This window comes from Microbacterium sp. Au-Mic1 (genome assembly GCF_021341785.1).
Taxonomy (GTDB): domain Bacteria; phylum Actinomycetota; class Actinomycetes; order Actinomycetales; family Microbacteriaceae; genus Microbacterium.
The window spans coordinates 1-24,334 of sequence record NZ_JAJTTF010000011.1; the positions used below are offsets into that span (position 1 = coordinate 1).

The following is a 24,334-nucleotide window of genomic DNA, read 5'->3' on the forward strand; positions in this document are numbered from 1 at the left end:
CGCCGAGGGTCGGCACGTTGGCGCGCGCGCCCGTGGCCAGCACGAGCCGGTCCCAGCCGATCTCCTCCCCGTCGGAGGTGCGCACCACGCGCTCGGCGCGGTCGACGGCGACCACCGTCTCGTCGAGCCTGATCCGCACTCCTGCCGCCCGGGCCGCGGCGGTGTCGGCGATCTCGAGGCGCTCGCGTGAGGTGGCGCCCACCGCATACTCGGCCAGCAGCACACGGTTGTACACGTCCTCGGCCTCCGCACCCAGCACCGTGAGCGACACCCGCCCCGCCGTCACCGCGGGCAGCAGCTCCTCGACGAAGCGGGCGCCGACCGGTCCGTAACCGATCAGCACGATCCGCAGCGGGGTCGTCATGACCGCGCCCGCGCGGCGCCCGCGAGCACGGGTCCGCTCCGCCGGTCCGCGGGCGCGACGACCACCAGCGTGCGCTTGAACTCCGGCATCCCCGAGATCGGATCCGTCACCGCGGCCGTCAGCAGGTTGGCGCATTCCTCGTCCGCGAAGTGGAACGGCAGGAACACCGTGTCGAGGCGGATCCGCTCGGTCAGAAGGGCGTCGGCCACGACACGCCCTCGGCGATTTCGGACCACGACAGGATCCCCGTCCGCGACGCCGAGGCGCGCCGCCGTCGCGGGGTGCAGCTCCGCGCGGGAGCGCGGCTGCGCCTCGGTCAGCTCGCCGACCCGACGGGTCTGCGCCCCGGACTGGTAGTGCTCGAGCAGGCGCCCGGTGATGAGCGTGAGCAGCATGGAATGGGCCCCCGCGCCCGTCGTCGCGCCGCCGAGCGGCTCGTCGAGCGCCTCCGGCTCGTGTTCCCGCGGCTGCACCGGCACGAGCCGCGCCCGGCCGTCCGTGTGCGCGAACCGCTCGGCGAACAGCCGCGGCGTGCCGTCGGAGCCCGCGGGGTACGGCCAGTGCGCGGCCACCCCCGCGGCGAGCTGGGCGTCGAGCAGCGCGTGGCTGAGCCCCGAGTAGTCCGCGATCCCACCGGCGGAGGCGCGGGCGAGCTCCGCGAACACGATCGCCGGATCCGTCGGCCACTCCGACGGCGCCTCCAGCCGGGCGGCGAGATCGGCGAGGATCTCCAGCTCGCTGCGCACCCCGGGCGGTGGCGTCAGGGCGCGGCGACGGCGGATCACCCGTCCCTCGAGCGTCGTGAGTGTGCCCTCCTCCTCGGCCCACTGCGTGACCGGGAGCACGACGTCGGCGAGTGCGGCGGTCTCCGAGAGGACGAAGTCGCTCACGACGAGCAGATCGAGCGCGCGCAGCCCCGCCGTGACCGCGTGCGCGTCCGGTCCGGAGACGACCACGTTCGCGCCGTGCACGAGTAGGGCACGCACGCCCCCGGGCCGGCCGAGCATACCCAGCAGCTGCACGGCCGGAACTCCCGGCCCGGGCAGGCTGTCCGGATCCACACCCCAGACGGCCGCGACCGCCGCCCGGTCCGTGGGATCGGCGATCTTGCGGTAGCCCGGCAGCTGGTCGCTCTTCTGCCCGTGCTCCCGCCCGCCCTGGCCGTTGCCCTGGCCGGTGAGCGTGCCATAACCCGAGCCCGGCCGGCCCGGCAGCCCGAGTACGAGAGCGAGGTTGATCGCCGCCGTGGCCGTGTCGGTGCCGTCGACGTGCTGCTCGACGCCCCGCCCGGTGAGGATGTAGGTGCCGCGGCCGCGCGCGAGCCGGTGTGCGGTCGCACGCAGCACGGCGACGGGGATCCCCGTCGCCGCCTGCACCCGTTCCGGCCACCACGGCGCGACACTGCGACGCAGGGCGTCGAGGCCGAGGGTGCGCTCATCCAGGTAGTCGCGGTCGGCGAGTCCGTCCGCCAGCACGACATGGATGAGGCCGAGCAGCAGCACGAGGTCGGTGCCGGGCACGGGCTGCAGGTGCGAGCCTGCGCCGTCCGCGGTGAGCTCGGCGGTCTGCGAGCGGCGCGGATCCACGACGACCAGGCCGCCGGCGGCGCGGGCTCCCGCGAGGTGCGAGAGCAGGGGCGGCATGGTCGCCGCCACGTTGGAGCCCAGCAGCAGGATCGTGTCGGCGTCGTCCAGGTCGGAGACGGGGAAGGGCAGACCGCGGTCGATCCCGAAGGCGCGGTTCCCCGCCGCCGCGGCGGACGACATGCAGAACCGGCCGTTGTAGTCGATGCGCGAGGTGCCCAGCGCCACCCGGGCGAACTTGCCGAGCAGGTATGCCTTCTCGTTCGTGAGCCCGCCGCCCCCGAACACCGCCACCGCGTCGGGTCCATCGGCCGCGCGGATCGCGCGCAACGACGACGCGATCCGGTCCAGCGCCACGTCCCAGCTCGCCGGGCGCAGGGCGCCGGCGTCGCGGATCAACGGGGTGGTGAGCCGTTCCGGGGAGGCGAGCAGGGCGGCCGAGGTCCACCCCTTCTTGCAGAGCCCGCCGCGGTTGGTCGGGAACGTGCGCCCCTCCACTCGCACCGGGGCTGAACCGGCCGGATCCGGGGTGAGCGTCATGGCGCACTGCAGCGCGCAGTACGGGCAGTGCGTGTCCGCCGCGGCCGAAGGGGCGGCGGTCGCCGAGCGCGGGGATCCGGTCGTCATCGCCGTCGCCTCAGATCCGCGCCCCGCGACGGCGCCCGCGCAGCAGCACGGCGGTCGTGACCCCGCACAGCACCACGTAGACGACCACGAACCAGCCGAGACCGGCGGCGTAGCCTCCGGTGGCCGCCTTGGACAGCCCGAGCGCCTGCGGGATGAGGAAGCCGCCGTAGGCGCCCAGCGCGGAGACGATCCCCAGCGCGGCGGCCGCGGCGCGCTGGGTGGCAGCGTCGCCGGACGAGGAGTGGCCGTCCACACCGGACCGCAGCGCGAACAGAGTCGGGATCATCCGGTACGTCGCACCGTTACCGGCGCCGCTCGCGACGAACAGAAGCAGGAAGAAGCCGAGGAACAGCCAGAAGGAGTGCAGCGGCAGGGTGAGCACCACGGCGAGGGCGCCGAGCGCCATGACCGCGAAGGCGGCGATCGTCACGGCGCTGCCGCCGAACCGGTCGGCCAGCCGTCCGCCGAAGGGGCGTGCGAGCGACCCGACCAGCGCTCCGACGAACGCGAGCGACAGCATCGCGCCGCCGACCGGGAAGGCGGTGAAGGCGGGGAACTGATCGGCGATGAGCTTGGGGAACACGGCGGAGAAGCCGATGAAGGATCCGAACGTGCCGATGTACAGCAGCGCCATGAGCCACAGCTCGGGATAGCGCAGCGCGGCCAGAGACGCCGAGATGTCGGCGCGGGCGCTCGTGAGGTTGTCCATTCGGCGCCAGGCGCCGAGGGCCGCGATCAGGATGAGCGGCACCCAGATGAGACCCGCGAGCGGCAGATGCAGGGTGGCACCGGCTCCCAGGGTGATCACGATCGGCACGACGAACTGGGCGACGGCGGCGCCGAGGTTCCCGCCGGCGGCGTTGAGCCCGAGGGCCCAGCCCTTCTGCCGCTGCGGGTAGAAGGAGGTGATGTTCGCCATCGAGCTCGCGAAGTTGCCTCCGCCGAGGCCCGCGAGCGCCGCGACGGTGAGCATCACCGGGAACGGCGTGCCGGGGTTCGACACGCACAGCGCGAGCCCGAGCGCGGGGATCAGCAGCAGCAGCGCCGACACCACTGTCCAGTTGCGTCCACCGAAGCGCGGCACCATGAACGTGTACGGGAAGCGCAGGGTCGCTCCGACCAGGCTCGGGATCGAGATCAGCCAGAACGTCTCGGAGACGGTGAAGTGGAATCCTGCCGCCGGCAGCGCCACGACCACGATCGACCAGAGCTGCCAGACGACGAAGCCGAGGAACTCGGCGAAGATCGACCAGCGCAGGTTGCGCCGCGCGATCGCAGAGCCCCTGGTGCGCCACTGATCGGGGTCCTCGGCGTTCCATCCGGAGATCCAGCGTCCCGGCAGGAAGCCGAGCGCGGAGCCGGTCGCTGGCCTCTCCGCGGTGGGCGTGGTGGTGCTGTTCGTGGCGATGCCGGTCATGCGGACCTCCCAGGAGTGCGTGTGCGATCACGCTAGGAAGTCCGTGTTTCCGGCTGTCGCGCGCGCCGTAACGACTGCATGTCGAAGTCCTCTCCGGCCAGGAGCGGTGCTGTGAGGTGCCGCGCCGACGACACGCGGTGCGAGGTGCGGCGGACGAAACGGATCCCTCCCCTGCACGCAACGGCCTCGAAACACCGGTGTGCGACGCTCAGGGGAACGGAGCCTCTTCGAGCCGACGTCGCGATGGCGGGATCCCCGGTTCCCGGCTCCATCCGTCTGCCGGAGAGGACTGCTCATGGATCCGCTCATCACCTTCGTCCTGGTCGGCTCCCTCGTGGTGGGGGCGTCCTGGCTCGCCCCGAGACTGCGCGTTCCCGCCCCGCTGCTGCAGCTGCTCCTCGGACTTCTCGTCGGGTTCATCCCGGCGGTGCGCGACATCCACCTCCCGTCCGATGCGGTGCTCGTGCTGTTCCTGCCGGCGCTGCTGTTCTGGGAGGCGCTGATGACGCCGCTGCGCGAGGTCCGCCGCGATCTGCGGGTCATCCTGCTGCTGAGCACCCTGCTTGTGGTCGCGACGACGTTCGGCACGGCGGGCATCGGCGTCGCCTTCGGATGGGGGTGGCTGCCCGCTCTCGTCCTCGGCGCCGCGCTCGCGCCCACCGACGCCACCGCCGTGGGAGCCCTCGCCCGCGCGCTCCCGCACCGCAACGTCGTCCAGCTCCGGGCCGAGAGCCTGGTCAACGACGGCACGGCCCTGGTCGTCTACACGATCGTGATCGGGCTGGCGGCGAGCGGCGCGCACTACTCCGGCTGGGACGTCACGGGCCTCGTCGTCCTCGCCTACGGCGGTGGCGCCGCCATCGGCCTGCTCGCCGGTCTTCTGGGAACAGTGGTGCTCCGCCGCCTCCAGGATCCGCTCCTGCACAACGCCGCGCTGGTGCTCGTGCCCTTCGCCGCGTTCCTCGCCGCCGAGCAGATCCACGCCTCGGGCGTCATCGCCGTGGTCATCGCGGGGCTGTACCTGAGCCGCACGGGACCGCGCTCCGGCACCCCGCAGTCCCGGCAGCAGCGGGACGGCTTCTGGACGCTCGCGACCACGACGCTGAACGGCGCCCTGTTCGTGCTGATCGGGATCGAGGCGCAGTCGGCGATGCGCGCGGTGTCGCTGCAGAGCATCCCGATGCTGCTCGGGTTGTGCGTGCTGATCTGGATCGCGATCCTGCTCATCCGCTTCGCGTTCCAGATGGTCACGACCTGGACGATACGGCTCGTCGACCGCAGCGCCGCCCAGCGGAGCAAGCGGATGACGCATCGCGCCAGAGTCGTCTCGACCGTCGCGGGGTTCCGCGGCGCGATCTCCCTGGCCGTCGCGCTGGCCGTGCCCGCGGCGATGCCCGGTCGCGCCGAGATCATCTTCGTCGCAACCGGGGTCGTCGTCCTCACGATCCTCGCCCAGGGGATGCTCCTGCCCGTCGTGATCCGCTGGGCGCGCCTCGAGCCCGACTCGATGGTGTCGGCCGAGTTCACCCACGCGCATCGCGCCGCCCTACGCTCGGCGATCCGGGCGACCCCCTCTCTCGCCGAGGGGATCGATGCCCCGGACCACGTGCGGGAGCGGGTCGTGAACGAGTACCGCGAACGGCTCGAGCGGATCGACTCCTCACCGCAGCCGGGACGACGCACCCGACGCGACCTGGATCACGACTACGCCGCGCTCAGCCTCGCCCTGGTGGACCACACCCGCGATGTCGTGATCCGCCTCCGCAACGACGGTGCGATCAGCGACGCCACCCTGCACCGGCTGCAGACGCGGCTCGACCGCGACGCCCTGCACCTCACCCCAGCGTCGGCGGAGCGGCACGACTGACCACCTGGTGTCCTCCGCGACGCACCGGATCGGCGCGCCGCGGAGGAGGATCAGGCAGCCGTCAGGGCGCTCGCGAGTTCCACGGCGGTCGGCGGCATCGCGCCGGCTCGGGCCACGGTGAGACTCGAGGAGGAGGAGGCGATGCGGCCGATCTCGGCGAGCTGTTGAACCGTCAGCGTGCCCGAAAGGGCGGCGTCGATGCCGACGCGCTCGACGATCGCGGCGATCAGGCCGGACATGTACGAGTCCCCGGCGCCGATCGTGTCCACGGCGTTCGTCGCCCGCACGGGCACCCCGACCCGGTGGGTCGCGGTGTGCAGCTCGCTCCCGGCGGCGCCGTGGGTGACCGCGACGAGCCGCGCGCCGGCCGCCAGCAGCCGCCGGGCCGCGGTCCCGGCCTCACCCGGGTACAGCCATTCGGCGTCCTCGTCGCTGAGCTTGACCACGGCGGCGCGCGCGGCGTAGCGCTCCACGAGCGCCCGACTCTCGGCCTGCGGCGGCATGAGTGCGGGACGCACGTTGGGGTCGAACGTCACCAGCACGCCTTCGTCCAGCGACTCCACAAGGGCGAGCACGCCCTCCGCTCCGGGCGCGCGGAGGGCGCCGATCGACCCGACGTGCACCACGGACGCGTCGCCGACGGTCGGCGGGTGTCGCAGGGTCCAGTCGATGTCGAAGTCGTACACGGCGGATCCGTCGGCCTGGATCCGCGCCCGCGCGGTCGCCGTGCGCCGGGCACCGCCGGCTGTGCGGACCACGGCGACCCCGGCGCCGGCGAGATGCGCCGTGATCGCCGCGCCGTCCGCGTCGTCGCCGTACTCGGTCGCGAACACCGTCGGGATGCCGAGCCTGCCGAGACCGAAAGCGACGTTGAGCGGACTTCCGCCGACGTGGCGAAGAGGCCCGGATCCGTCCCCGCGATCCACGATGTCTATCAGCGCCTCGCCGATCACGAGCGCGGGCGAGCGCGGGCTCTCACTCATGCGGGGATCGTCTCCAGCCAGGTGAGGGCCGAGCCGCCGCCGACGACGAGTGGAGCGAGCGCCTCGTTGAACGCCGCGCAGTACGCCGCAGTGACATGCGCCTGGAAAGACGCCTCGTCCACGTACTCCTCGTACACGAAGAAGCGGTCGCGATCCTCCCGCAGTCGGTGCGCGTCGAAGCGCAGGTTACCCGGCTCGGCCGCCACGCTCCGACGGTACCCGGCGACGAGGGTCGCGACCGCGTCCCCTGCTCCGGGCACCGCCTGGAACTCGGCGTAGAGATGTGTCGAGGTCACAGCGTCTGCGCACCCGTCATGATCGCCACGGCTTCGCCCATGGTGTGCGACTGCGGCGTGATGGTGCCGGCGCGCTTGCCGAGGCGCTGGATGTGGATCCGGTCCGCGACCTCGAACACGTGCGGCATGTTGTGGCTGATCAGGATCACCGGCACGCCGGTGTCGCGCAGGCGCTTGATGAGCTCGAGCACCTGGTTGCCCTCGCGCACGCCCAGCGCCGCGGTCGGCTCGTCGAGGACCACGACCTTGGACCCGAAGGCCGCGGCGCGCGCCACGGCGACGGCCTGACGCTGACCGCCGGAGAGGTTCTCGATCGGCACCGTCACGTCCTGCAGTGTGGAGATGCCCAGTCGCGTGAGCTCGTCACGGGCGTTCTTGCGCATCGCCTTGGTGTCGAGCATGCGCAGCGTGGATCCGAGGAAACCCGGGCGGCGCAGCTCCCGGCCGAGATACATGTTGCTGGCGACGTCGAGTGCCGGCGAGACGGCGAGCGACTGGTACACCGTCTCGATCCCCGAGTCGCGGGCGTCCTGCGGGCGGCGGAAGTGCACCGGCTTGCCGTCGAGCAGGAGCTCGCCGCCGTCCGGGATCTCCGCGCCGGTCAGGCACTTGATGAGCGTGGTCTTGCCGGCGCCGTTGTCACCGATGATGGCGAGCACCTCACCGGCGTACAGGTCGAGGCTGACGCCGTCGAGGCCGACGACATGACCGTACGTCTTGACGAGCCGCTTCGCCGACAGCACCGGCGTGCGGGTTTCCGTGGTGGCTGCGGCGTTCACTTGCGCACCTTCCGAATCCACTGATCGATGGAGACCGCGACGATCACGAGGATGCCGACGGCGAGGGTCTGGTAGAGCACGTCGAGACCGGCGAGGGCGAGACCGTTGCGGAACACGCCGACGATGAGCGCACCGAGCAGGGTGCCCCACACGTTGCCGCGACCGCCGAAGAGGCTGGTCCCGCCGATGACGACGGCGGTGATGGCGTTCAGGTTGGCGTCGACGGCGGCGTTCGGGCTGGACCCGAAGTCGCGGCCGATCTGGATCCAGGCGGCGAGCGCCACGATCGCTCCCGCGACCACGTACACGCTGAGCAGCACGCGGTTCACCCGGATGCCGCTGAGTCGGGCGGCCTCGGGGTCATCGCCGACCGCGTAGACGTGGCGCCCCCAGGCGGTGCGGCCGAGCGCGAAGGCGACGACGACGTAAAGCAGGATCATCATGAGCACGCCGTACGTGACATCGACGCCGAGGTGGAACGTGGATCCGGTCCAGGTGATGATGTCGGGCAGCTTGTTGCCCTGCACGGTCGCGCCGTTCGAGAGCAGCAGCGTGAGGGCGGTGAAGATGCTCAGCGTGCCGAGCGTGACGATGAACGGCGGCAGGTTGAGGCGGGTGACCAGGAAGCCGTTGACGACGCCGGTGAGCACGCCGGCGATCAGACCGATGACGAGGGCGAGGATCCCGGGCAGTCCGAGCCCTGCGGCGGCGTTGCCGATCACGACCGAACTGAGCACCATGGCCGCGCCGACCGAGAGGTCGATGCCGGCGGTGAGGATGACGAGCGTCTGCGCGACGCCGAGCGTGCCGATGACGGCGACCTGCTGGGTGACCAGGGACAGGTTGTTCGGGGCCAGGAACCGCGGGTTGATCACGCCGAAGATGATGATCGCCACGACGAGCACGATGGCGGGGCTGATGGCCGGGTACCGGTACAGGATCGCGCGGATCCGCTGCACCGGCGTCTGGCGGGCGAGGAACTCGTCGGCGAGATGCAGCGCCGAGGTCGGCGGCCCCGCCTCGGGCGTGGTGGTGGTGTCTGACATGGTGACTTTCCCGTTCGGAGAGGAGGTGGGGAGAGGGGCGCCGGCGACTCCGCCGGCGCCCCGGTAGATCACTTGCCCCAGCAGGTGCTGCCGGCGTCGGCGGAGGTCAGGCTCTCCAGGCCGGTCTGGGCCTGGTCGGTGACGAGCTTCTGACCGGTGCTGAAGAAGTCCAGGCCGTCCGTGGTCTTCGGCTTCTCGCCGCCACGGGCGATCTTCGCGATGGCCTCCATGCCGAGCGAGGCCATCTTGGACGGGTACTGCTGCGCCGTCGCGCCGATGATGCCGTCCTTCACGTAGCCGACGCCCGTGCAGCCACCGTCGATCGACACGATCGTGACGTCCTTCTCCTTGCCTGCGGCCTTGAGCGCCTGGTACGCGCCGTAGGCGGCCGGCTCGTTGATCGTGTAGACGACGTTGATGTCGGGGTTCTTGGAGAGCAGGGTCTCCATCGCGGAGCGACCGCCGTCCTCGGCACCCTGGGTGGCCTGGTGACCGACGATCGTGTACTCGCCGCCCTTGCCGCCGGTGTAGGAGCCGCTCTTGGCCTCGGATCCGTTCTTGCTCTTGTCGGGCACCTCGATGCCGAGGCCCTTCAGGAAGCCCTGGTCGCGGTTGGTGTCGACCGAGACGATCTGGTCGCTGAACAGGTCGAGCATCGCGATGGTGGCCTTCTTGCCGTCGAGTTTCGCGGCGGTCCACTTGCCGATCAGCTCGCCGGCCGCGAAGTTGTCGGTCGCGAAGGTGATGTCGACGGAATCGGCCGGGTCGGGAACCGTGTCGAGGGCGATCACGTACAGGCCCGCCTTGCGCGCCTTCGCGATCTCGTTGTTGACCGCGGAGCCGTTCGGCGTGATCAGGATCCCCTTGTCGCCACGGGAGATCGCGTTCTCGATCGCCTGGATCTGGCTGTCGGTGTCGCCGTCCTTCTTGCCCGCCGCGAGGGTGAGCTTGACGTTGGCCTTCTTCGCGTCCGCCTGAGCGGCGTCCTCCATCGAGACGAAGTACGGGTTCGTCGTGGTCTTGACGATCAGGGTCACGCCGACCTCGTCATTCGGACCGGCGGTCGCACCGGCCCCGCCGGTCGACGAGCACGCGCTGAGGGAGAGAGCGGCGATGGTGGCGAACGAGGCTGCGACGGCGAGCTTCGCGCGGCGGGTCATGTGGATTGGCATCTTTGCTGTCCTAACAGGATTCGGGGCGACACCCCTGACAACGGTGTCAGAGGTATGTTTAATGCATCGGTTCGCGCAGCGCAACCGAAACGTCAAGGAAACACAACGGGTATATGACATCGTTATCAGCGCCGAAACCACCACGGGTCACCATCCGCGAGGTGGCGCGGCACGCGGGAGTCGGCATCAAGACCGTCTCCCGGGTGGTCAACGACGAGCCCAACGTCGCACCCGCCACCGCGGCCCGTGTCCGTGCATCGATCGAGGCACTGCACTGGGAGCCGGACGCGCACGCAGCGAACCTACGCCGCACCACGACGCGGACGCGCTCGGTCGGACTGCTGCTCGGCAGCGTGTCCAACCCGTTCGCGGCGACCATGCACCGCGCGATCGAAGACGTCGCGGCGCACCGCGATGTCGCCGTGTTCGCCTCCAGCCTCGACGACGATCCGGAGCGCGAGGTCGCCGCCGTCGAGGCGTTCGTGCGGCGCAAGGTCGACGGCCTGATCCTCACCTGCGTCGCCGAGAGCCAGGACTACCTCGCCGAGCTCGTCCCCTCGGAGATGCCGGTGGTCTTCGTCGACCGCGAGCCGAGCGGGTACGCCGCCGACAGCGTCCACTCGGACAACCTCGCGGGGGCCGGCGTGGCCGCGCGGCATCTGCTCAGCTTCGGACATCGCCGCCTGGCTCTGCTCATCGATCGCCGTTCCATCTGGACGGCCCGGGAGCGAGAGCGCGGGTTCCTCGCCGCGCTGGCCGACTTCGGCGTGCCGGCCGACACGGCGACGATCGTTGCCGACCTGTCCGATCAGGATGCCGCCGAGCGCGCAGTGATGACGCTGCTGGGCGCTCCCGATGCGCCGACCGCGATCGTCAGCGGCCAGAACCTGATCACGATCGGCGCCGTGCACGCGCTGCGCAAGCTCGGGCGGCATCGCGACGTGGCCCTGGTCGGCTTCGATGATGTCGAGCTCGCCGATCTGCTCGAGCCGGGCCTGACCGTGGTCGCGCAGCGCCCGCAGGAGATGGGGCACGCTGCCGCGGAACGCCTGTTCACCTCCCTCGACGCCGGCCAGCGTCTGGCCGCCGAACGCATCGTCATCCCGGTGGATCTGATCCCACGGGGTTCCGGCGAGATCCGGCCGCCGCGGGCCTGAGCAGGCAGCGGCGCGAACGTCGGGACGTCGGAGGACTGACGAGCCGACCCCGTCGCTCGCGCCCAGCGCCGAGCCCCGAGCCCTGCCCGACAACGGTGTCGCGAATGAAGGCGAGAGGAGTCACTTCGCGAGGAACACTTGCGCAATCGCGCGGCTCTCACTATTGTCGGCGCGGGTGACATCGTTGTCAGCCACTTCACAGGAAGGCAACTCTCATCGTGAGAAGGCAAAGAAGCCGCAGGTCCTCCACGCTCATGACGGGCATCGCAGCGTGTGCGCTGCTGCTCAGCACCTCGGTCGCCGTGTCCGCTCAGGCTGCCGACGCTCCGCCGCCGGCGTCGCAGCAGTATCGGCCGCTGGTGCACTACACGCCGACGACCGACTGGATGAACGATCCCAACGGTCTCGTCTATGTCGACGGCACCTATCACCTCTTCTATCAGCACAACCCGTCCGGCACACGCTGGGGCAACATGAGCTGGGGCCACGCCACATCCGATGACCTGGTGCACTGGGTCGAGCAGCCGCTGGCCATCCCGCAGACCCTCAACGATCAGGGCCAGTCCGTCGAGGACATCTTCTCCGGATCCGTCGTCGCCGACGTGGACAACACCTCCGGGTTCGGCGCCCCCGGTGGGCCGACCCCGCTCGTGGCGATCTACACCTCGGCGTACACGGACAAGAATCCGACCTATGCGGGAATCCAGGCGCAGTCCCTGGCCTACAGCCTCGATCACGGGCAGACCTGGACCAAGTACAGCGGGAACCCGGTGCTGAATCGGAACTCGGCGAACTTCCGCGACCCCAAAGTGTCCTGGTACGACGGCCCCGCGGGCAAGTACTGGGTGATGGTCGCCGTCGAGGCCACCGATCACAAAGTGGTGATCTCCAAGAGCACCGACCTCAAGACCTGGACGCATCTGTCGGACTTCGGGCCCGCGAACGCCGTCGGCGGCCAGTGGGAATGCCCGGATCTGTTCCCGCTTCCGGTCGACGGCGACCCCACCCGCACCAAATGGGTCATGGTCGTCAACCTGAACCCCGGAGGCCCCAACCAGGGCAGCGCGGGACAGTACTTCGTGGGCGACTTCGACGGCACGACATTCACCAGCGAGACGACGGACGGCCCCGGCGCCCTGCCCGCGGGGACGACCTTCGCCGATTTCGAGAACGGCAGCTATGACGGCTGGACCGTGAACAACGAACCCGGTAACCGGTTCAACGGCCCGTGGGGATCCGCCCCCGCCACCGGCGCGCTGGACGGACAGAGCCCGGTGAGCGGCTTCGTCGGATCGGGGCTGGTGAACAGCTTCATGGATCACGATTGGGCCGTCGGCACGCTGCAGTCCCCCACGTTCACCATCACCGACGACTACGTCAACTTCCTCGTCGGCGGGGGCAAGCACCCGCACGTTCCCGACTCGCAGCTGACCAACAACCCGCCCGCCGGCCGGACCCTGTTCGACTTCGAACTGCCGGACGGCCAGAACCTCGCCGGCTCGGGATGGACCCTCACGGGAGACTTCGCGACGGATCCGAACCGCAACCCGTCCACAGCCGGCGGCGACTACTACCTCGGTGCGAAGCGCATCAACACCTTCGAAGGAGGACCCAGAGGCGACGACAACACCGGCGACATGACCTCCCCCGCCTTCACTCTCGACGGCGCGTACGTCTCGTTCCTGATCGGCGGCGGACACCGCGACGACGGCAGCCTCGAAGCCGAGCTCATCGTGGACGGGGCCGTGGTCAGGACGGCGATGGGCAAGGACGACGGCGCCCTCAACTGGGCCTCGTGGAATGTGCAGGACTATGCCGGCAAGCAGGCGCAGATCCGGATCCACGATGGCGCGACGGGCGGATGGGGGCACCTCACCTTCGACAACGTGGTGATCGGTGACGAGCCGGCGCAGGTGCGCTCCGACGAGACGGCGGTGAATCTCATCGTCGACGGAAAGGTCGTCCGCACCGCCACCGGGGCGAACAGTGAGAACCTCGACTGGGCGTCGTGGAACGTCCGTCAGTTCCGGGGCAAGCAGGCGAGCATCCAGGTCGTCGACAACAACCGGTTCGGCTGGGGTCACATCCTGCTGGATCAGGTGATGTTCGGCGACACGTCGGCCGCGTCGGCGCTCGACGGCTACGACTGGCTCGACCACGGGCGCGACTACTACGCGGGCGTCTCCTACGGGGGCACTCCGGCCAACGGAACGCGCATCATGCAGGCCTGGATGAACGACTGGGACTACGCCGAGAACATCCCGACATCGACGTGGCGCAGCTCGATGGCGCTGCCGCGCGAGGTGAAGCTGGTGAGCACTCCCGACGGTCCGCGGCTGAGTCAGCGCGTGGCACCCCAGGTCGATGCCCTGCTCGATCAGCCGAATGCCCAGACGCGTTCCGCGGTCGCCGTGAACGGAGCGACGGACCTCGGCCTGTCCGGCGAGGTCGCCAAGGTTCACGTCGTGCTGAATCCCGGAGCGGCGACGAGAGCCGGTATCACGGTCTTCGGGGACGGCGGCAGCGGGACGAAGATCGGCTACGACACCACCCAAGGCCGCCTGTTCCTGGACCGCACGAACTCGGGCAACGTGGGCTTTGACAGCAGGTTCCCCTCGGTGGACGGCACCCCCGTCTCGTTGCAGAGCGATGGGACAATCGCTCTCGACCTGTATCTCGACCGGGCCTCCGTGGAGCTGTTCACCGCGGACGGGCGCACGAGCCTGACCGATCAAGTGTTTCCGAACGCGGGAGCCACCGCGATCAGCGCCTGGTCGGAGGGCGGAACGGCGACGATCGACAGCATCACGGTCACGCCTCTGACGCAGAGCATGTTCGTGAACCATCCCGCGCCACGGGCCTTCGCGACGGTGGACCGACGTACGGTGTCGCTGACCGCCACCGCGACGGATACCCGGATCGCTCGGATCGAGTACTCCGTGAACAACGGCGCGTGGCAGCAGTACTCGGCCCCGTTCGCCGTGGACGGCGATCAGTCGGTCCCGATCGCGTTCCGGGCGACGGACCTTCGCGGAGCGACGAGCTCACCGGTCGCCGTGACCGTCGCCGCCACGCGCGTCGGAGCCGATGCCGTGCTCAAGCCGTTCGGCGCGACGAAGACGATCCTGACGGGGCAGGCGACCAACGGGTTCGCGGCGCAGATCGTCGACGGCAACGGCGGCGGCGTTCTGGGCACCGACATCACCTTCACCCTCACCGGCGGGACGTTCGCCCACGGTGCGACGACGGCTGTGGCCACGACGAACGCGGCCGGCATCGCGATCGCCCCGGCAGCATCCTCTTCGACCCCGGGGACCATGTCGGTCACCGCCGTCGGGGCGGGTCAATCGGTGGCACTGCCGACGGTCGCCGTCGTCGCGCCGGTGCCCACGCTCAGCGCGGAGAGCACGGCCGAGTCGAAGATCGTGTCGGGCAAAGTGTCGGTCCAGGTCACGGCCAGGAACACGGGCGCGAATCCCGTGACGATCAAGCTCCTGACGAAGTACGGCTCCAAGACCTTCACAGCCGTGGCACCGGGGGCGTCCGTGACGAACGAGTTCAAGACCTATCTCGCCTCGATCCCGGCGGGAGAGGCCACGATCTCGCTCAGTGACGCATCCGGCACCGCGATCACCACCACCCCCTACGCATCCCGATGACATCCCGGACAACGGTTCACCCGCGGAGAGAAGACATGACTGAACACGATTCCCCCACCGCTCCCGAGGGCTTGACGCGACGTGCCGCACTCGTGGCGGGCGCCTGGTCGGTGCCCGTCATCGCCGCGGCGGTGGCAGCTCCCCTGGCCGCCGCCTCGACACCCCTCCTCGACGCGACAGCGTTGAACGGAGCGGGGCGGGCGTTCGACTTCGATGGAGTCTCCCCCGGGGACTCCATCGCGCTGATCATCCAGGTCAGCGACAACGGCACTCCGTACTCGGGCAGCGCGTCCGCCGTTCTCGCCGGCGCCTCCGGGATCGCCACCTGGGACGGTGACCTCCTCGACGTCGGCGCCGATCCGAACAGCGCCTCCGCTCCCGTCGACGGCGGCGAACTGTCGCTGCCGATCGTGGTCGGAGCGCTTGGGTCCTTCTCGGTGACGGTGCTGATCGCAAGCAGCACCTGGACCTTCTCGGTCACGCTGAGCTGACGATGCGCACGCCCCCGCTCACCGCGGTCCTGTCCGTGCTCGCGGTCGCCGTGCTCGTGTCCGGCTGCACCGCGCCGTCGGACACGAGCCGCGTCGCGACGCCGACGCCGACGGCCACACACGGCATCAGACTCGTTTCGCCGGACGGCCCTGTCACGCTCGGCGACGAGGTTCGCATCATCGTCGAGGTGACGAACGGCCGGGCACCCGTCGCCGGTGCGCATGTCACCTTCGACGTCCTCTCGGGACCCGGGATCTACCCGGACGGATTCGAGACGGACACCACCGACGAGGCCGGTGTGGCGACCTCTCTTCAGCTCCATGCCGATTCGCCCGGCACCATCGCCGTGCGCGTCGCCGCGGATGCGCAGTCGAAGGAGATCGACATCACGGTCGCGCCGTGACCGTGACCGTGCCTGCTCGACGGGCGCCGGTGCCCGGCCGGTCGCCGACGGCGGTCAGTCGGCGACGATGAGGTCCGCGACGCCCCGGCGCGCGCGGATCCGCTCGGCGTTGGGCTCGTCGACGGCCGCGACCCAGGCCTCGGCCTCGGCGGGCGTCTTCCCGAACGCGACGTGCCGGGCGACGAGTCGCTCCCGCCGCAGGTCCTGGGGCGTCTCGGCGAACCAGACCTCGGCGAGCAGACCGCGCGCGACCGCCCACGGCTCCTCCGCGTCGAGCAGGTAGTTGCCCTCGGTCACGATCAGGGCGGGTCCGGCGGCGATGCGCCGGTCCGCGGCGATCGGCTGCTCCAGAGTCCTTTCGAATCCGGGGACGTAGACCGGGTGGTCCACCTCGGTGAGCGCCCGGCGCAACGTCGCCGCGTACCCCCATCCGTCGAAGGTCTCGATCGCCCCTTTGCGGTCGACCAGCCCCAGAGACCGGAGGCTGCCGTCGCCGAGATGGAACCCGTCCATCGGGAGCCACGCGACCGCGACCCCTCGTTCCTCCAGCGCCGCGATCAGGGCCAGGGTCAGCGTCGTCTTGCCGGATCCCGGCTCCCCTGCGATGCCGAGCGCCACACGGTCCGCGCGCCCCGCAAGACGTTCGGCACGGTCGATGAGGGCAGGGGCGACGGTCGGCACCCGGGAATGGTACCGGATCAGGCCTTGCCGGACCGGTGCCCGCCGTCCGCCCGGCCTCGGGAACCGCCCGGGCGGACGGCCGGGATCCCGCCGCATCCCGGCCGTCGCGCGGCTGGATCGCCGGCGCCCGCGGTTCAGGCGGTGCCGAAGGGGTTGTCGATGACGTAGCGCCATCCGTGCCGCTCGTCGTGAACGGCCACGTCCGCCGTCGTGCCGGCGAGGTGGATCTCGGACCCGTCGGGGCCGGTGCCGCTGATCGTCCAGTCGGCGATCGCCAGACCGGTGCTCCCCGTCTGGAACACGTGGCGCACGGTCATGGTGATGGGCAGGTTCAGCCCGAGGAACTGCTCCAGCGCGCCGCGCACGGCGTCCTGGCCGGTGACGGGGGTGCCCGGCGCGGGCACGAACACGACGTCCTCGGTGTTGAGCGCCATCAGTCCCTCGAGATCGCGTGCGTTGAAGCGGTCCGCGAAGGCAAGGTTGAGCTGGTCGAGAGCGGTCACGGTCATGAGGTTTCCCTTCTTCCGAGACCCGCACGGTGCGGGCCTTCAGAGAGGAAGACGCCCCTGACACAGAAGTGTGACAAAGCCGACGAGGAGGCAGCAGCCCGGGTCAGGCCCCGACCCGCGAGGCGTGTTCGGACATGCCGGAACGCCGGCAGCTGTTCAGCGCCTTGCGCGCGCGGGCGATCCGCTGCCGCGCCGTCACCGGGGTGATGCCCAGCCGCTCGGCGATCTCCGTGGCAGAGAGCTGATCCACGACGTTCAGCAGCAACGGCTCTCGGAGCGCCTCGGGCAACCCGCGCAGCGCCTCGAGCGCCCCGTCGAGAATCACCCGCATCTCGACCTCGCCGCTCACATCCTGCTCGTCGCGCACGTCCTGCGGAAGCATCGACTCCGGCCGCCGGAGCCGCAGGCGCGCGAGATCGATCGCGGCGTTGCGCGCGATCGCGTCGAGCCAGGAGCACATCTGCCCCGGTTCCGGTGCGTGCAGCTGTTCGATCGATCGCCACGCCCGAAGCAGCGCATACTGCGCGACATCGTCCGCGTCGTCGACCGGGACACCCAGAGAGATGCTGCGGCGGCGCAGCCGCTGCGGATCCGCTGCGATCATCGCCGTCAACGACGCCCGACGCGCGTCATCCGCCTCGCGCTCCCCTGCCATAGAACTCCCGTGACTCCCCTGCTCCGACATGTCGCCCGGAGGCGAGGCCTAGCCGAGCGCCGTCTCGATCTCGTGGCGCGCGTCGAGGATCAACGCACGGGAGATCATTTCGATCTCCGGCCCGTTCGCTCGAATCTCGGCCACAAGCCTCCGATGCAGATCCAGCCCTCGAAGAATCACATCTTCCAGGGGGAACTGCAACGTCTCCCTCGTGCTCACTGCTGAAGCGACCGGTCCGGCAAGCGAACGGAACATGTTGCTCCCGCAGGATTCGAGGATGTGGGCGTGAAACCTCACGTCCGCAGTCGCGAACGCATGCAGATCCCGGCGTTCGTACGCGGTCAGCATCGCTGAGATCTGTTCGTCCAGCTTGTCCATCGTTGCCGGCTCTGCCTTAGAGGCCATCAGCCGACAGGCGACCGGCTCCACCCCGAGCCGAAGGGAGAAGAGCTCCTTGACCTGATCCGCGCGATCAGGACTACGCAGTCGCCATCGGATCACATCCGGATCCATGAAATCCCAATGTTCGGGCGCGGCCACGAGCGTCCCCTGACGCGGCCTCGCGGTGATGAGGCCCTTTGCCTGCAGCACGCGGAACACTTCCCGGAGCACCGCACGCGACACCTGGCGCTCAGCGCCCAGTTCCTCCGGGCTCAGTTTCTGTCCAGTGCTGAGTGCGTGCGTCACGATCCGCGCCCCCAGCCATTCCAGGACATCGCGATGCAAGCCTGCAGGGCCTTGATCGTTTGATGGTGACAATTTCCCGCCTCAGGTCACCAACACGATACAAGACCCCGGACGAGGGTGGCAGACCACCTGGATCTCTGAGTCAGACCATCACACGTCGCTCACGAGCTCCGCAGAGAAGGTCACGGCCGATTGGGGATGGAGGAGAGGCATGTGGAGCCCCACCTCCCGGAGAAAGCGACCGCTTGCCTCGATGCCGTCCAGCATCCAGCTGGGCGGTGCCTGCTCAGGACGATCGCGCGCGTCGCTGAGCAGCATCCGGATTCGGTACACGGCATCGCTCTGCAAGGCGGGCAGACCCACCGGAGAGGGCGTGTCCGTCGTCGACGGCTGCAGCGCAACGTACTGGAAGATCGCTTGGTCCTTGGAGGGAGACACGACGCCGTGCAGCAGATGGGCGCCGTCAGGCCCCTCGCCCCGGACGACCTCCCCCGAATGAAGCAGTTCCCGGTACGTCTTGTGCAACCGGATGGCGTTCGCGAGGACTCCCTCGTCTTCGGCGCTGAGGCTTCGGATGTCCCACTCGACACCCAGATGGTGCATCCAGCTTGCGCTGACCCGGAAGGCGAGATCGGTGACCCTGCCCGTGGTGTGCGAGCGGGGAGCGCCGATGTGGCATCCGAGGCGCTCCGGAGGGATCAGCTGCATCGCCCAGCGTTGGATCGGATAGCGCTCGACGGGGTCGTTCGTGTCGGAGATCCAGACCCGATCGGTGCGGGCGCCGATCCCTAGGTCGACCCGTCCGCCGCCTGAGGAACAATTCTCGATCTCGACATCGGGGTGCCGGGCGCGGATGGTGTCGAGGAGCCGGTAAGCGGCCTCCACCTGCGCGTGGGCCCGCGGCGTGTGGCCGTCGCCGATCTCCGTGCTGTCCCTGTTGTAGTCCCACTTCAGGTAGTCGATCCGGTACTCGTTCAGAAGCCGATCGAGTTGGGCGTACGTGTTGTCCCACGCAGCCGCATCCGTGAGGTCGAGCAGTTGCTGGTTCCGCCACGTCAGGGGCCGCGTCTTTCCGAGGCGACTGATCCAGTCCGGATGCTCACGGGCGAGGTCGGAGTCCGGGCTGATCATCTCCGGTTCGACCCAGAGGCCGAACTCCATCCCCAGATCGTGGACCCGGTCAACGATCTGACCGAGTCCTCGAGGCCAGACGGCGGGATCGACCGACCAGTCCCCGAGGCCCGCAGCGTCGCTTCGCCTTCCGAGGAACCATCCGTCATCGAGCACGAATCGCTCCGCTCCGATACGGGCTGCAGCCTCGATGAGCTCGAGCAAGGTCGCCGACTCGTGCTCGAAGTAGACAGCCTCCCAGCTGTTGACGGTCACGGGCCGGGGTCTGACGCCGACGCGGCTGGCGCGGTCCCACCGGTGGAACTGCGCCGCTGCTGCGTCCAGGCCGTTGCGCGAGTATGAAGCGAAGATCCACGGCGTGCTGTACGCCTCGTTCCGAGCAAGCACGACATCGCCCTGCTCCAGGATCTCCCCCGCGCCGATCGCGTAGCCGGCTGACGGCGACTTCTCGACGTAATGCTGGGCGTTTCCGCTCCAGGCGAGGTGCACAGACCACACTTCGCCGTGCCGGAAGCCGAACCCGGGGGTTCCCGCCGCGAACACGAGGGGCGCGTCGTGTCCGGTCCGCCCGTGGCGCGTCGGCCGCATCCAGGTACCGAATCCCATCACGTGCCGCTGGGGTTGTACCTCGCGGCACCAGCGACCCGTGGTGTCCAGAAGCTCGCGGGCACGATCCGGCAGCGGAAACGTCAGGAGCAGGTGGTGGACGTCGAGCGGCACCGAGGAAGTGTTCGCCAGGGTGTGACGCATGCGGACGAGTCCTGCATCCTCCAGACGGAGTTCGGTGATGAGCTCGATCTCGTTCTCGACGTCGCGCTGCGTGATGACAGCGGCGTGGGCGGCCTCCCGTGACACGTCGCGAATGGTGAACGTGCCGTGGAGCTCGTTGCCCTCCCTCCCGATGCGGAGCCCCGGGGTCGCCAGCCACCCCGAACCGGCCTCCGGCACCAGGTGCTGCGGGACGCGAGCATTGAAGAACGACTGCGGGACGGGACCCGAGATCCGATCGCCCTGCGGCAGATCGCTTCCGAGGGAAGCACCCCAATGCACGAACTCGGGCTTGCCGTCCGTCGTCCTGAGGAGCAGGCTGACATCGTCCTTCGCGAGGTGAATGTACTCGGACGGCAGACGCATCAGCAAGGCCCACCCGCACCGATGACGATGAGGCGGTGCGATCCGTCGAGGCGGGCGCACACGGGTCGTCCTCTCACTGGACTTCTCGCCGCGACGCAAGGTGCTCCTCGACGACGTCGAAGAGATCTGCGGCCGCGGATGCCGACTGGAGGACGGATCCGATTCCGAGCGCGATCGCCCCGGCGGAGAGGAAGTCAACGGCGTTGCTCGCGTCGACGCCTCCCGTGGCGACGAAACCCGCCTCGGGGAACGGGCCTCGCATCTCCCTCACCCAACGCGGAGAGAGACTGGACGCGGGGAACGCCTTCGAGATGGCGAATCCGGCGCGCGCCGCCGTCTGCACCTCGGTCGCCGTCGCGACGCCGGGCAGGTGCGGCACTCCCGCCCGCATGCTCGCCCGCGCGATGCCGAGATCGAGCCCGGGCGCGACGGTGAACGAGGCACCGGCATCGATCACGCGCAGGAGCGATCCCTGGTCGACGACCGTGCCTGCTCCGACGGGCTCCCCGCGCTCGGCGCCGCGCCTGACGACCGCCTGGAACGTCTCGAACGAGGCGAGGTCCTGGACAGGCACTTCCACGATCCCGATTCCGCGTTCCCACACCCGCTCGGCGACCGAGATCGCACGGGAGATACCCAGCCCTCTCAGGATGGCGACGAGCGGCCGACCGCGCAGGACAGCGGCGAACCCCGTCACGCCGGTCGGCATGGAAGGCCCTCGTTCGCGTTCGTGCTCGGCACGCTGATGACCGGCCCCGGGGTCCGCGTCAGCCGCCACGGTTCCCCCGTCCCTGGAGTTCGACGACCTCCGCAACGCGCAGAGCCCGATCGTAGATCCGGAGGGCTCGGACTTCGCGATGCGCTAGCCCATGCACGGACAAGGGCGCTGCGCTGTTGACGTCACGCAGGTCATCACTGAATCGTCCCCATCCATAGGGGCGGGCCTCGGCGCCGTCTTGCAGCCTGCCATCCGCGACGAACATGATGATCTTCGGCCCGCCGTCGACGATGATCCCGATGTGCGTCTCGATGCCGACGGTGAAGGTGCCGGCCTCGGACGTCCACGAGCACTGCCTTCGACCGTCGGACATCGTGAACCGGATCCGGCCCTGGTCGCCGATCTCCACGCAGACCCCGCGGTCCGAGGCGTCTCGGTTGTCGAGGAGTATCCGCCCCGGAGTCGGATCCTGGATCTTCACGGCGGCCGAGAGCGTGAATCCGGCCCTCGCCTCCTCGATCTTCCAGTTGCCCCGACGCAGCTGGAACGGAGTGACTGTGAACGGCACCATCGCCGCGCCGTCGACGTAGTCGAGGATGATGTCCTCCTCGAGCCGCGTCGATGGTTCGCCCCAGAGTCCCTGCACCAGCGCATCGTCGACCTCGTGGACTCGCGCGGTGTGCTTCTCAGTCTCGGTGAGGTAGAACCGTCCGTCGAACCGCACGAGGTCCGGGTAGCTCATGCTCACTTGCGGGTCGTCGGCGTAGACCGCGATCTCGGGCTCCGACCATCGGATGACGCCGTCGACCTCGATCCCGCCGCTCAGCCAGGCCGGGTTCCGATACGTTCCGAACCAGGTGTTGCTGTTGTTGTGGAACCAGAGCAGGTGTCGCCCGTCGCCGCACGACCAGGCGAACGTCGCCGCCCGCGGGTTCTTGATCGGTCGCCCGGAAGCGTAGGTCGCCCATTCCGGTGTCGACCAGGTGTGCCCGCCGTCTCGACTGGTCGCGCTGGCGACGTACCCCTTCTCGCTGCGGTAGACGCAGAAGAGATCGCCGCCACCGAGTCCGACGACCTTGTGTTCCTCGGCGACTTCCCCGTCAGGCGCCTGCAGCCCGAAGTCGCCATCGGGGAGAGTCTCCCAGCGGATCTCGGCGGCGTCCTGCACCTCCAGGATGTTGTCGCTGCGCAGCAGGAACCCCTCGCTGGTCTTCTGGAATCCCTGGGACTCCTCTCGGAACTCCCCGACCTTGGAGGCCGCGATGAACACGCTCGTTCCGACGATCTCGGGCTTGCCGACCGACCACCAGAACAGGACGTCGCCGCCGAACGGGTTGCGGCGGTCGATGTCGAAGGTGCGGATCGGGACCTGAAACCGATCGGCGGACCAGGACCGGCCCTCGTCGTCTGAGTATCGGAAGACCATGTCGCCGAGCGTGTCGACGCGAGGGCTACGTCCGGTGTCGGTTGGCACCTCTCGGATGTTCTGCGTGTTGTACGTGTAGAACACGTAGACACGGCCGGAAGGCGTGACCAGGGGGACGGCCCAGGACGCCTCGGGGCCGTCCGCCGGTTCGATGTCGATCGGCTGGGACCACGTGCGGCCGCGATCCGCGCTCGTCCGCGCGATGATGCGCTGCGAGGAATCGCCCTCGTGGGCGTCCGAGCTGGTCACGACACACAGCCACGACCCCGATCGGTTGACCACCACGTACGGCTGATCGCTGTAGCCGTTCGCCTGGATCACAGGCCCGTTCTCCAGCAGCCGAGGGTCACGGCGTGCAATCTGCGGGTCGTCGGGCAGCTGCGGCCCGGATGCGATGATCACCATTCTGCAAAACTCCCATCCAAGTGCCGCCAGACCGCGTTGTGCCAGTTGTGCGGGGACTGGGCTGCGCGACGCACCTCCTTCTCGTCGATCTCAATGCCCAGTCCTGGCCCGAGCGGCCTTTCGATGTACCCGTCCGCCGTGGAGAACACGGAGCGATCGAGCAGATAGTCGAGCAGGTCGGTCTGCACGTTGTAGTGAATGCCGAGGCTCTGCTCCTGGATGAGGAAGTTCGGCGTAGCCACGTCGACCTGGATGCACGCGGCGAGCGCGATCGGTCCCAACGGGCAGTGCGGTGCGAGCGACACCCCATACGTCTCGGCAGCCGCGGCGATGCGCCGCACCTCGGAGATCCCCCCGGCGTGCGACAGGTCCGGCTGCGCGACGGCGATCCCATCCGCGAGGACATCACGGAAGTCCCATCGCGAATAGAGCCGCTCGCCTGTCGCGATCGGGATGGGAGTCTCGTGCGCGATCTGACCGATCAAGGAGGAGAGCTCGGGGACGACCGGCTCCTCGACGAAGAGAGGCAGGTACGGCTCCAGCAGTGGAAGCGCGCGCCGAGCCATGGCAGGGGAGTACCGGCCGTGGAAGTCGATCGCTATGTCCCGGGAGTCGCCGAGGACCGCACGGACCTCGGCGACTCTGTCGACGAGACGGCTGAGGGACTCCGGGACATCGATGGCCGAGAGCTCCTCGGATCCGTTCATCTTGACGGCGGTCAGACCTGCCTCGACCTGACGTTCGGCATCGGCGGCGAGGTCGCTGGGGCGGTCGCCGCCGATCCACCCGTAGATGCGGACTCGATCGCGGACTGCGCCGCCGAGCAGTTCATAGGTCGGCACGCCCAGGCGCTTCCCCGCGATGTCCCACAGGGCCTGATCTATGCCGGCGACAGCGCTGGCGAAGACCGGGCCGCCCCGATAAAAGCCACCCTTCGTCAGCACCTGCCAGGTGTCCTCGATCCGCGTCGGATCCGACCCGACGAGATATTCGCTCAGTTCGGCCACCGCCGTCGCGACGGTCGCCGCCCGGCCTTCGACGATGGGTTCTCCCCAGCCGGTCAGGCCGTCGTCCGTGGTGATGGCCACGAACAGCCATCGAGGCGCAACCTGGAAGGTCTCTACTCGTTCGATTCTCACTGTC

General features: G+C 69.5%; 21 protein-coding genes. 5 read left to right on the forward strand and 16 right to left on the reverse strand.

Features of this window, described 5'->3' with window-relative positions; translation table 11 throughout:
* The 3 genes from LXM50_RS14325 to LXM50_RS14335 form a co-directional block, all read right to left on the reverse strand.
* The coding region (locus LXM50_RS14325) for an FAD-dependent oxidoreductase (protein ID WP_233312110.1) at positions 1 to 364 on the reverse strand (364 nt) is incomplete at its 3' end.
* On the reverse strand, positions 361 to 2,574 hold the full coding sequence (locus tag LXM50_RS14330; RefSeq protein WP_233312112.1) for a molybdopterin oxidoreductase family protein: 2,214 nt from the start codon (positions 2,572 to 2,574) through the stop codon (positions 361 to 363). The genes LXM50_RS14325 and LXM50_RS14330, both read right to left, overlap by 4 nt.
* Positions 2,575 to 2,584: 10 nt before the next feature.
* Entirely contained in the window at positions 2,585 to 3,991 is a 1,407-nt protein-coding gene (locus LXM50_RS14335) for an MFS transporter (RefSeq protein ID WP_233312113.1), read from the reverse strand.
* Positions 3,992 to 4,286: 295 nt separating this feature from the next.
* Between LXM50_RS14335 and LXM50_RS14340 the strand changes: the two genes are divergently transcribed.
* Complete coding sequence (locus tag LXM50_RS14340; RefSeq protein WP_233312115.1) at positions 4,287 to 5,858, forward strand: Na+/H+ antiporter; 1,572 nt, start codon at positions 4,287 to 4,289, stop codon at positions 5,856 to 5,858.
* Between the two features lie 50 nt (positions 5,859 to 5,908).
* Here LXM50_RS14340 and LXM50_RS14345 read toward each other — a convergent pair whose 3' ends face one another.
* From LXM50_RS14345 to LXM50_RS14365, 5 genes are all read right to left on the reverse strand, one after another.
* On the reverse strand, positions 5,909 to 6,841 hold the full coding sequence (locus LXM50_RS14345; RefSeq protein ID WP_233312117.1) for a PfkB family carbohydrate kinase: 933 nt from the start codon (positions 6,839 to 6,841) through the stop codon (positions 5,909 to 5,911).
* Positions 6,838 to 7,137: a putative quinol monooxygenase gene (locus tag LXM50_RS14350; protein WP_233312118.1), complete on the reverse strand. Its 300-nt coding sequence runs from the start codon at positions 7,135 to 7,137 to the stop codon at positions 6,838 to 6,840. The genes LXM50_RS14345 and LXM50_RS14350 overlap by 4 nt, the downstream gene beginning before the upstream one ends.
* Positions 7,134 to 7,916 (reverse strand): ATP-binding cassette domain-containing protein, encoded by a 783-nt coding sequence (locus tag LXM50_RS14355; protein WP_233312119.1) that lies wholly within the window; start codon positions 7,914 to 7,916, stop codon positions 7,134 to 7,136. Before LXM50_RS14355 ends, LXM50_RS14350 begins: the two co-directional genes overlap by 4 nt.
* Complete coding sequence (locus LXM50_RS14360) at positions 7,913 to 8,962, reverse strand: ABC transporter permease (RefSeq protein ID WP_233312121.1); 1,050 nt, start codon at positions 8,960 to 8,962, stop codon at positions 7,913 to 7,915. The genes LXM50_RS14355 and LXM50_RS14360 overlap by 4 nt, the downstream gene beginning before the upstream one ends.
* Before the next feature lie 68 nt (positions 8,963 to 9,030).
* Positions 9,031 to 10,134, reverse strand: a complete 1,104-nt coding sequence (locus LXM50_RS14365; protein ID WP_233312123.1) for a substrate-binding domain-containing protein — start codon at positions 10,132 to 10,134, stop codon at positions 9,031 to 9,033.
* Between the two features lie 113 nt (positions 10,135 to 10,247).
* Between LXM50_RS14365 and LXM50_RS14370 the strand changes: the two genes are divergently transcribed.
* The 4 genes from LXM50_RS14370 (at position 10,248) to LXM50_RS14385 (ending at position 15,845) form a co-directional block, all read left to right on the forward strand.
* Positions 10,248 to 11,291: a LacI family DNA-binding transcriptional regulator gene (locus tag LXM50_RS14370; protein ID WP_233312124.1), complete on the forward strand. Its 1,044-nt coding sequence runs from the start codon at positions 10,248 to 10,250 to the stop codon at positions 11,289 to 11,291.
* Positions 11,292 to 11,545: 254 nt separating this feature from the next.
* The gene (locus LXM50_RS14375) at positions 11,546 to 14,950 is read left to right on the forward strand and encodes a glycoside hydrolase family 32 protein (protein ID WP_233312125.1); all 3,405 of its coding nucleotides are present in this window, start codon (positions 11,546 to 11,548) and stop codon (positions 14,948 to 14,950) included.
* A gap of 35 nt (positions 14,951 to 14,985) precedes the next feature.
* A complete protein-coding gene (locus LXM50_RS14380; protein ID WP_233312127.1) occupies positions 14,986 to 15,441 on the forward strand; it encodes a hypothetical protein in 456 nt (151 codons plus the stop codon).
* 2 nt (positions 15,442 to 15,443) lie between these two features.
* A complete protein-coding gene (locus tag LXM50_RS14385; RefSeq protein ID WP_233312129.1) occupies positions 15,444 to 15,845 on the forward strand; it encodes a hypothetical protein in 402 nt (133 codons plus the stop codon).
* 54 nt (positions 15,846 to 15,899) lie between these two features.
* Here LXM50_RS14385 and LXM50_RS14390 read toward each other — a convergent pair whose 3' ends face one another.
* The 8 genes from LXM50_RS14390 to dgoD form a co-directional block, all read right to left on the reverse strand.
* Positions 15,900 to 16,526 (reverse strand): nucleoside/nucleotide kinase family protein, encoded by a 627-nt coding sequence (locus LXM50_RS14390; protein ID WP_233312130.1) that lies wholly within the window; start codon positions 16,524 to 16,526, stop codon positions 15,900 to 15,902.
* A 134-nt stretch (positions 16,527 to 16,660) separates the two neighbouring features.
* The gene (locus LXM50_RS14395) at positions 16,661 to 17,035 is read right to left on the reverse strand and encodes a nuclear transport factor 2 family protein (RefSeq protein ID WP_233312132.1); all 375 of its coding nucleotides are present in this window, start codon (positions 17,033 to 17,035) and stop codon (positions 16,661 to 16,663) included.
* Between the two features lie 103 nt (positions 17,036 to 17,138).
* Positions 17,139 to 17,690, reverse strand: coding sequence for an RNA polymerase sigma factor (locus LXM50_RS14400; RefSeq protein WP_233312134.1), 552 nt, complete (start codon positions 17,688 to 17,690; stop codon positions 17,139 to 17,141).
* A 48-nt stretch (positions 17,691 to 17,738) separates the two neighbouring features.
* The gene (locus LXM50_RS14405; RefSeq protein ID WP_308192532.1) at positions 17,739 to 18,449 is read right to left on the reverse strand and encodes an FCD domain-containing protein; all 711 of its coding nucleotides are present in this window, start codon (positions 18,447 to 18,449) and stop codon (positions 17,739 to 17,741) included.
* 78 nt (positions 18,450 to 18,527) lie between these two features.
* Positions 18,528 to 20,642, reverse strand: a complete 2,115-nt coding sequence (locus LXM50_RS14410) for an alpha-galactosidase (protein WP_233312138.1) — start codon at positions 20,640 to 20,642, stop codon at positions 18,528 to 18,530.
* A gap of 73 nt (positions 20,643 to 20,715) precedes the next feature.
* The gene (locus LXM50_RS14415) at positions 20,716 to 21,351 is read right to left on the reverse strand and encodes a bifunctional 4-hydroxy-2-oxoglutarate aldolase/2-dehydro-3-deoxy-phosphogluconate aldolase (RefSeq protein ID WP_233312140.1); all 636 of its coding nucleotides are present in this window, start codon (positions 21,349 to 21,351) and stop codon (positions 20,716 to 20,718) included.
* A gap of 58 nt (positions 21,352 to 21,409) precedes the next feature.
* Positions 21,410 to 23,191 carry an exo-alpha-sialidase gene (locus LXM50_RS14420; RefSeq protein WP_233312142.1) on the reverse strand — a complete coding sequence of 594 codons (1,782 nt, stop codon included), beginning with the start codon at positions 23,189 to 23,191 and terminating at the stop codon, positions 21,410 to 21,412.
* Entirely contained in the window at positions 23,185 to 24,330 is a 1,146-nt protein-coding gene (gene dgoD, locus LXM50_RS14425) for a galactonate dehydratase (protein WP_233312144.1), read from the reverse strand. The genes LXM50_RS14420 and dgoD overlap by 7 nt, the downstream gene beginning before the upstream one ends.
* Positions 24,331 to 24,334 lie beyond the last annotated feature (4 nt).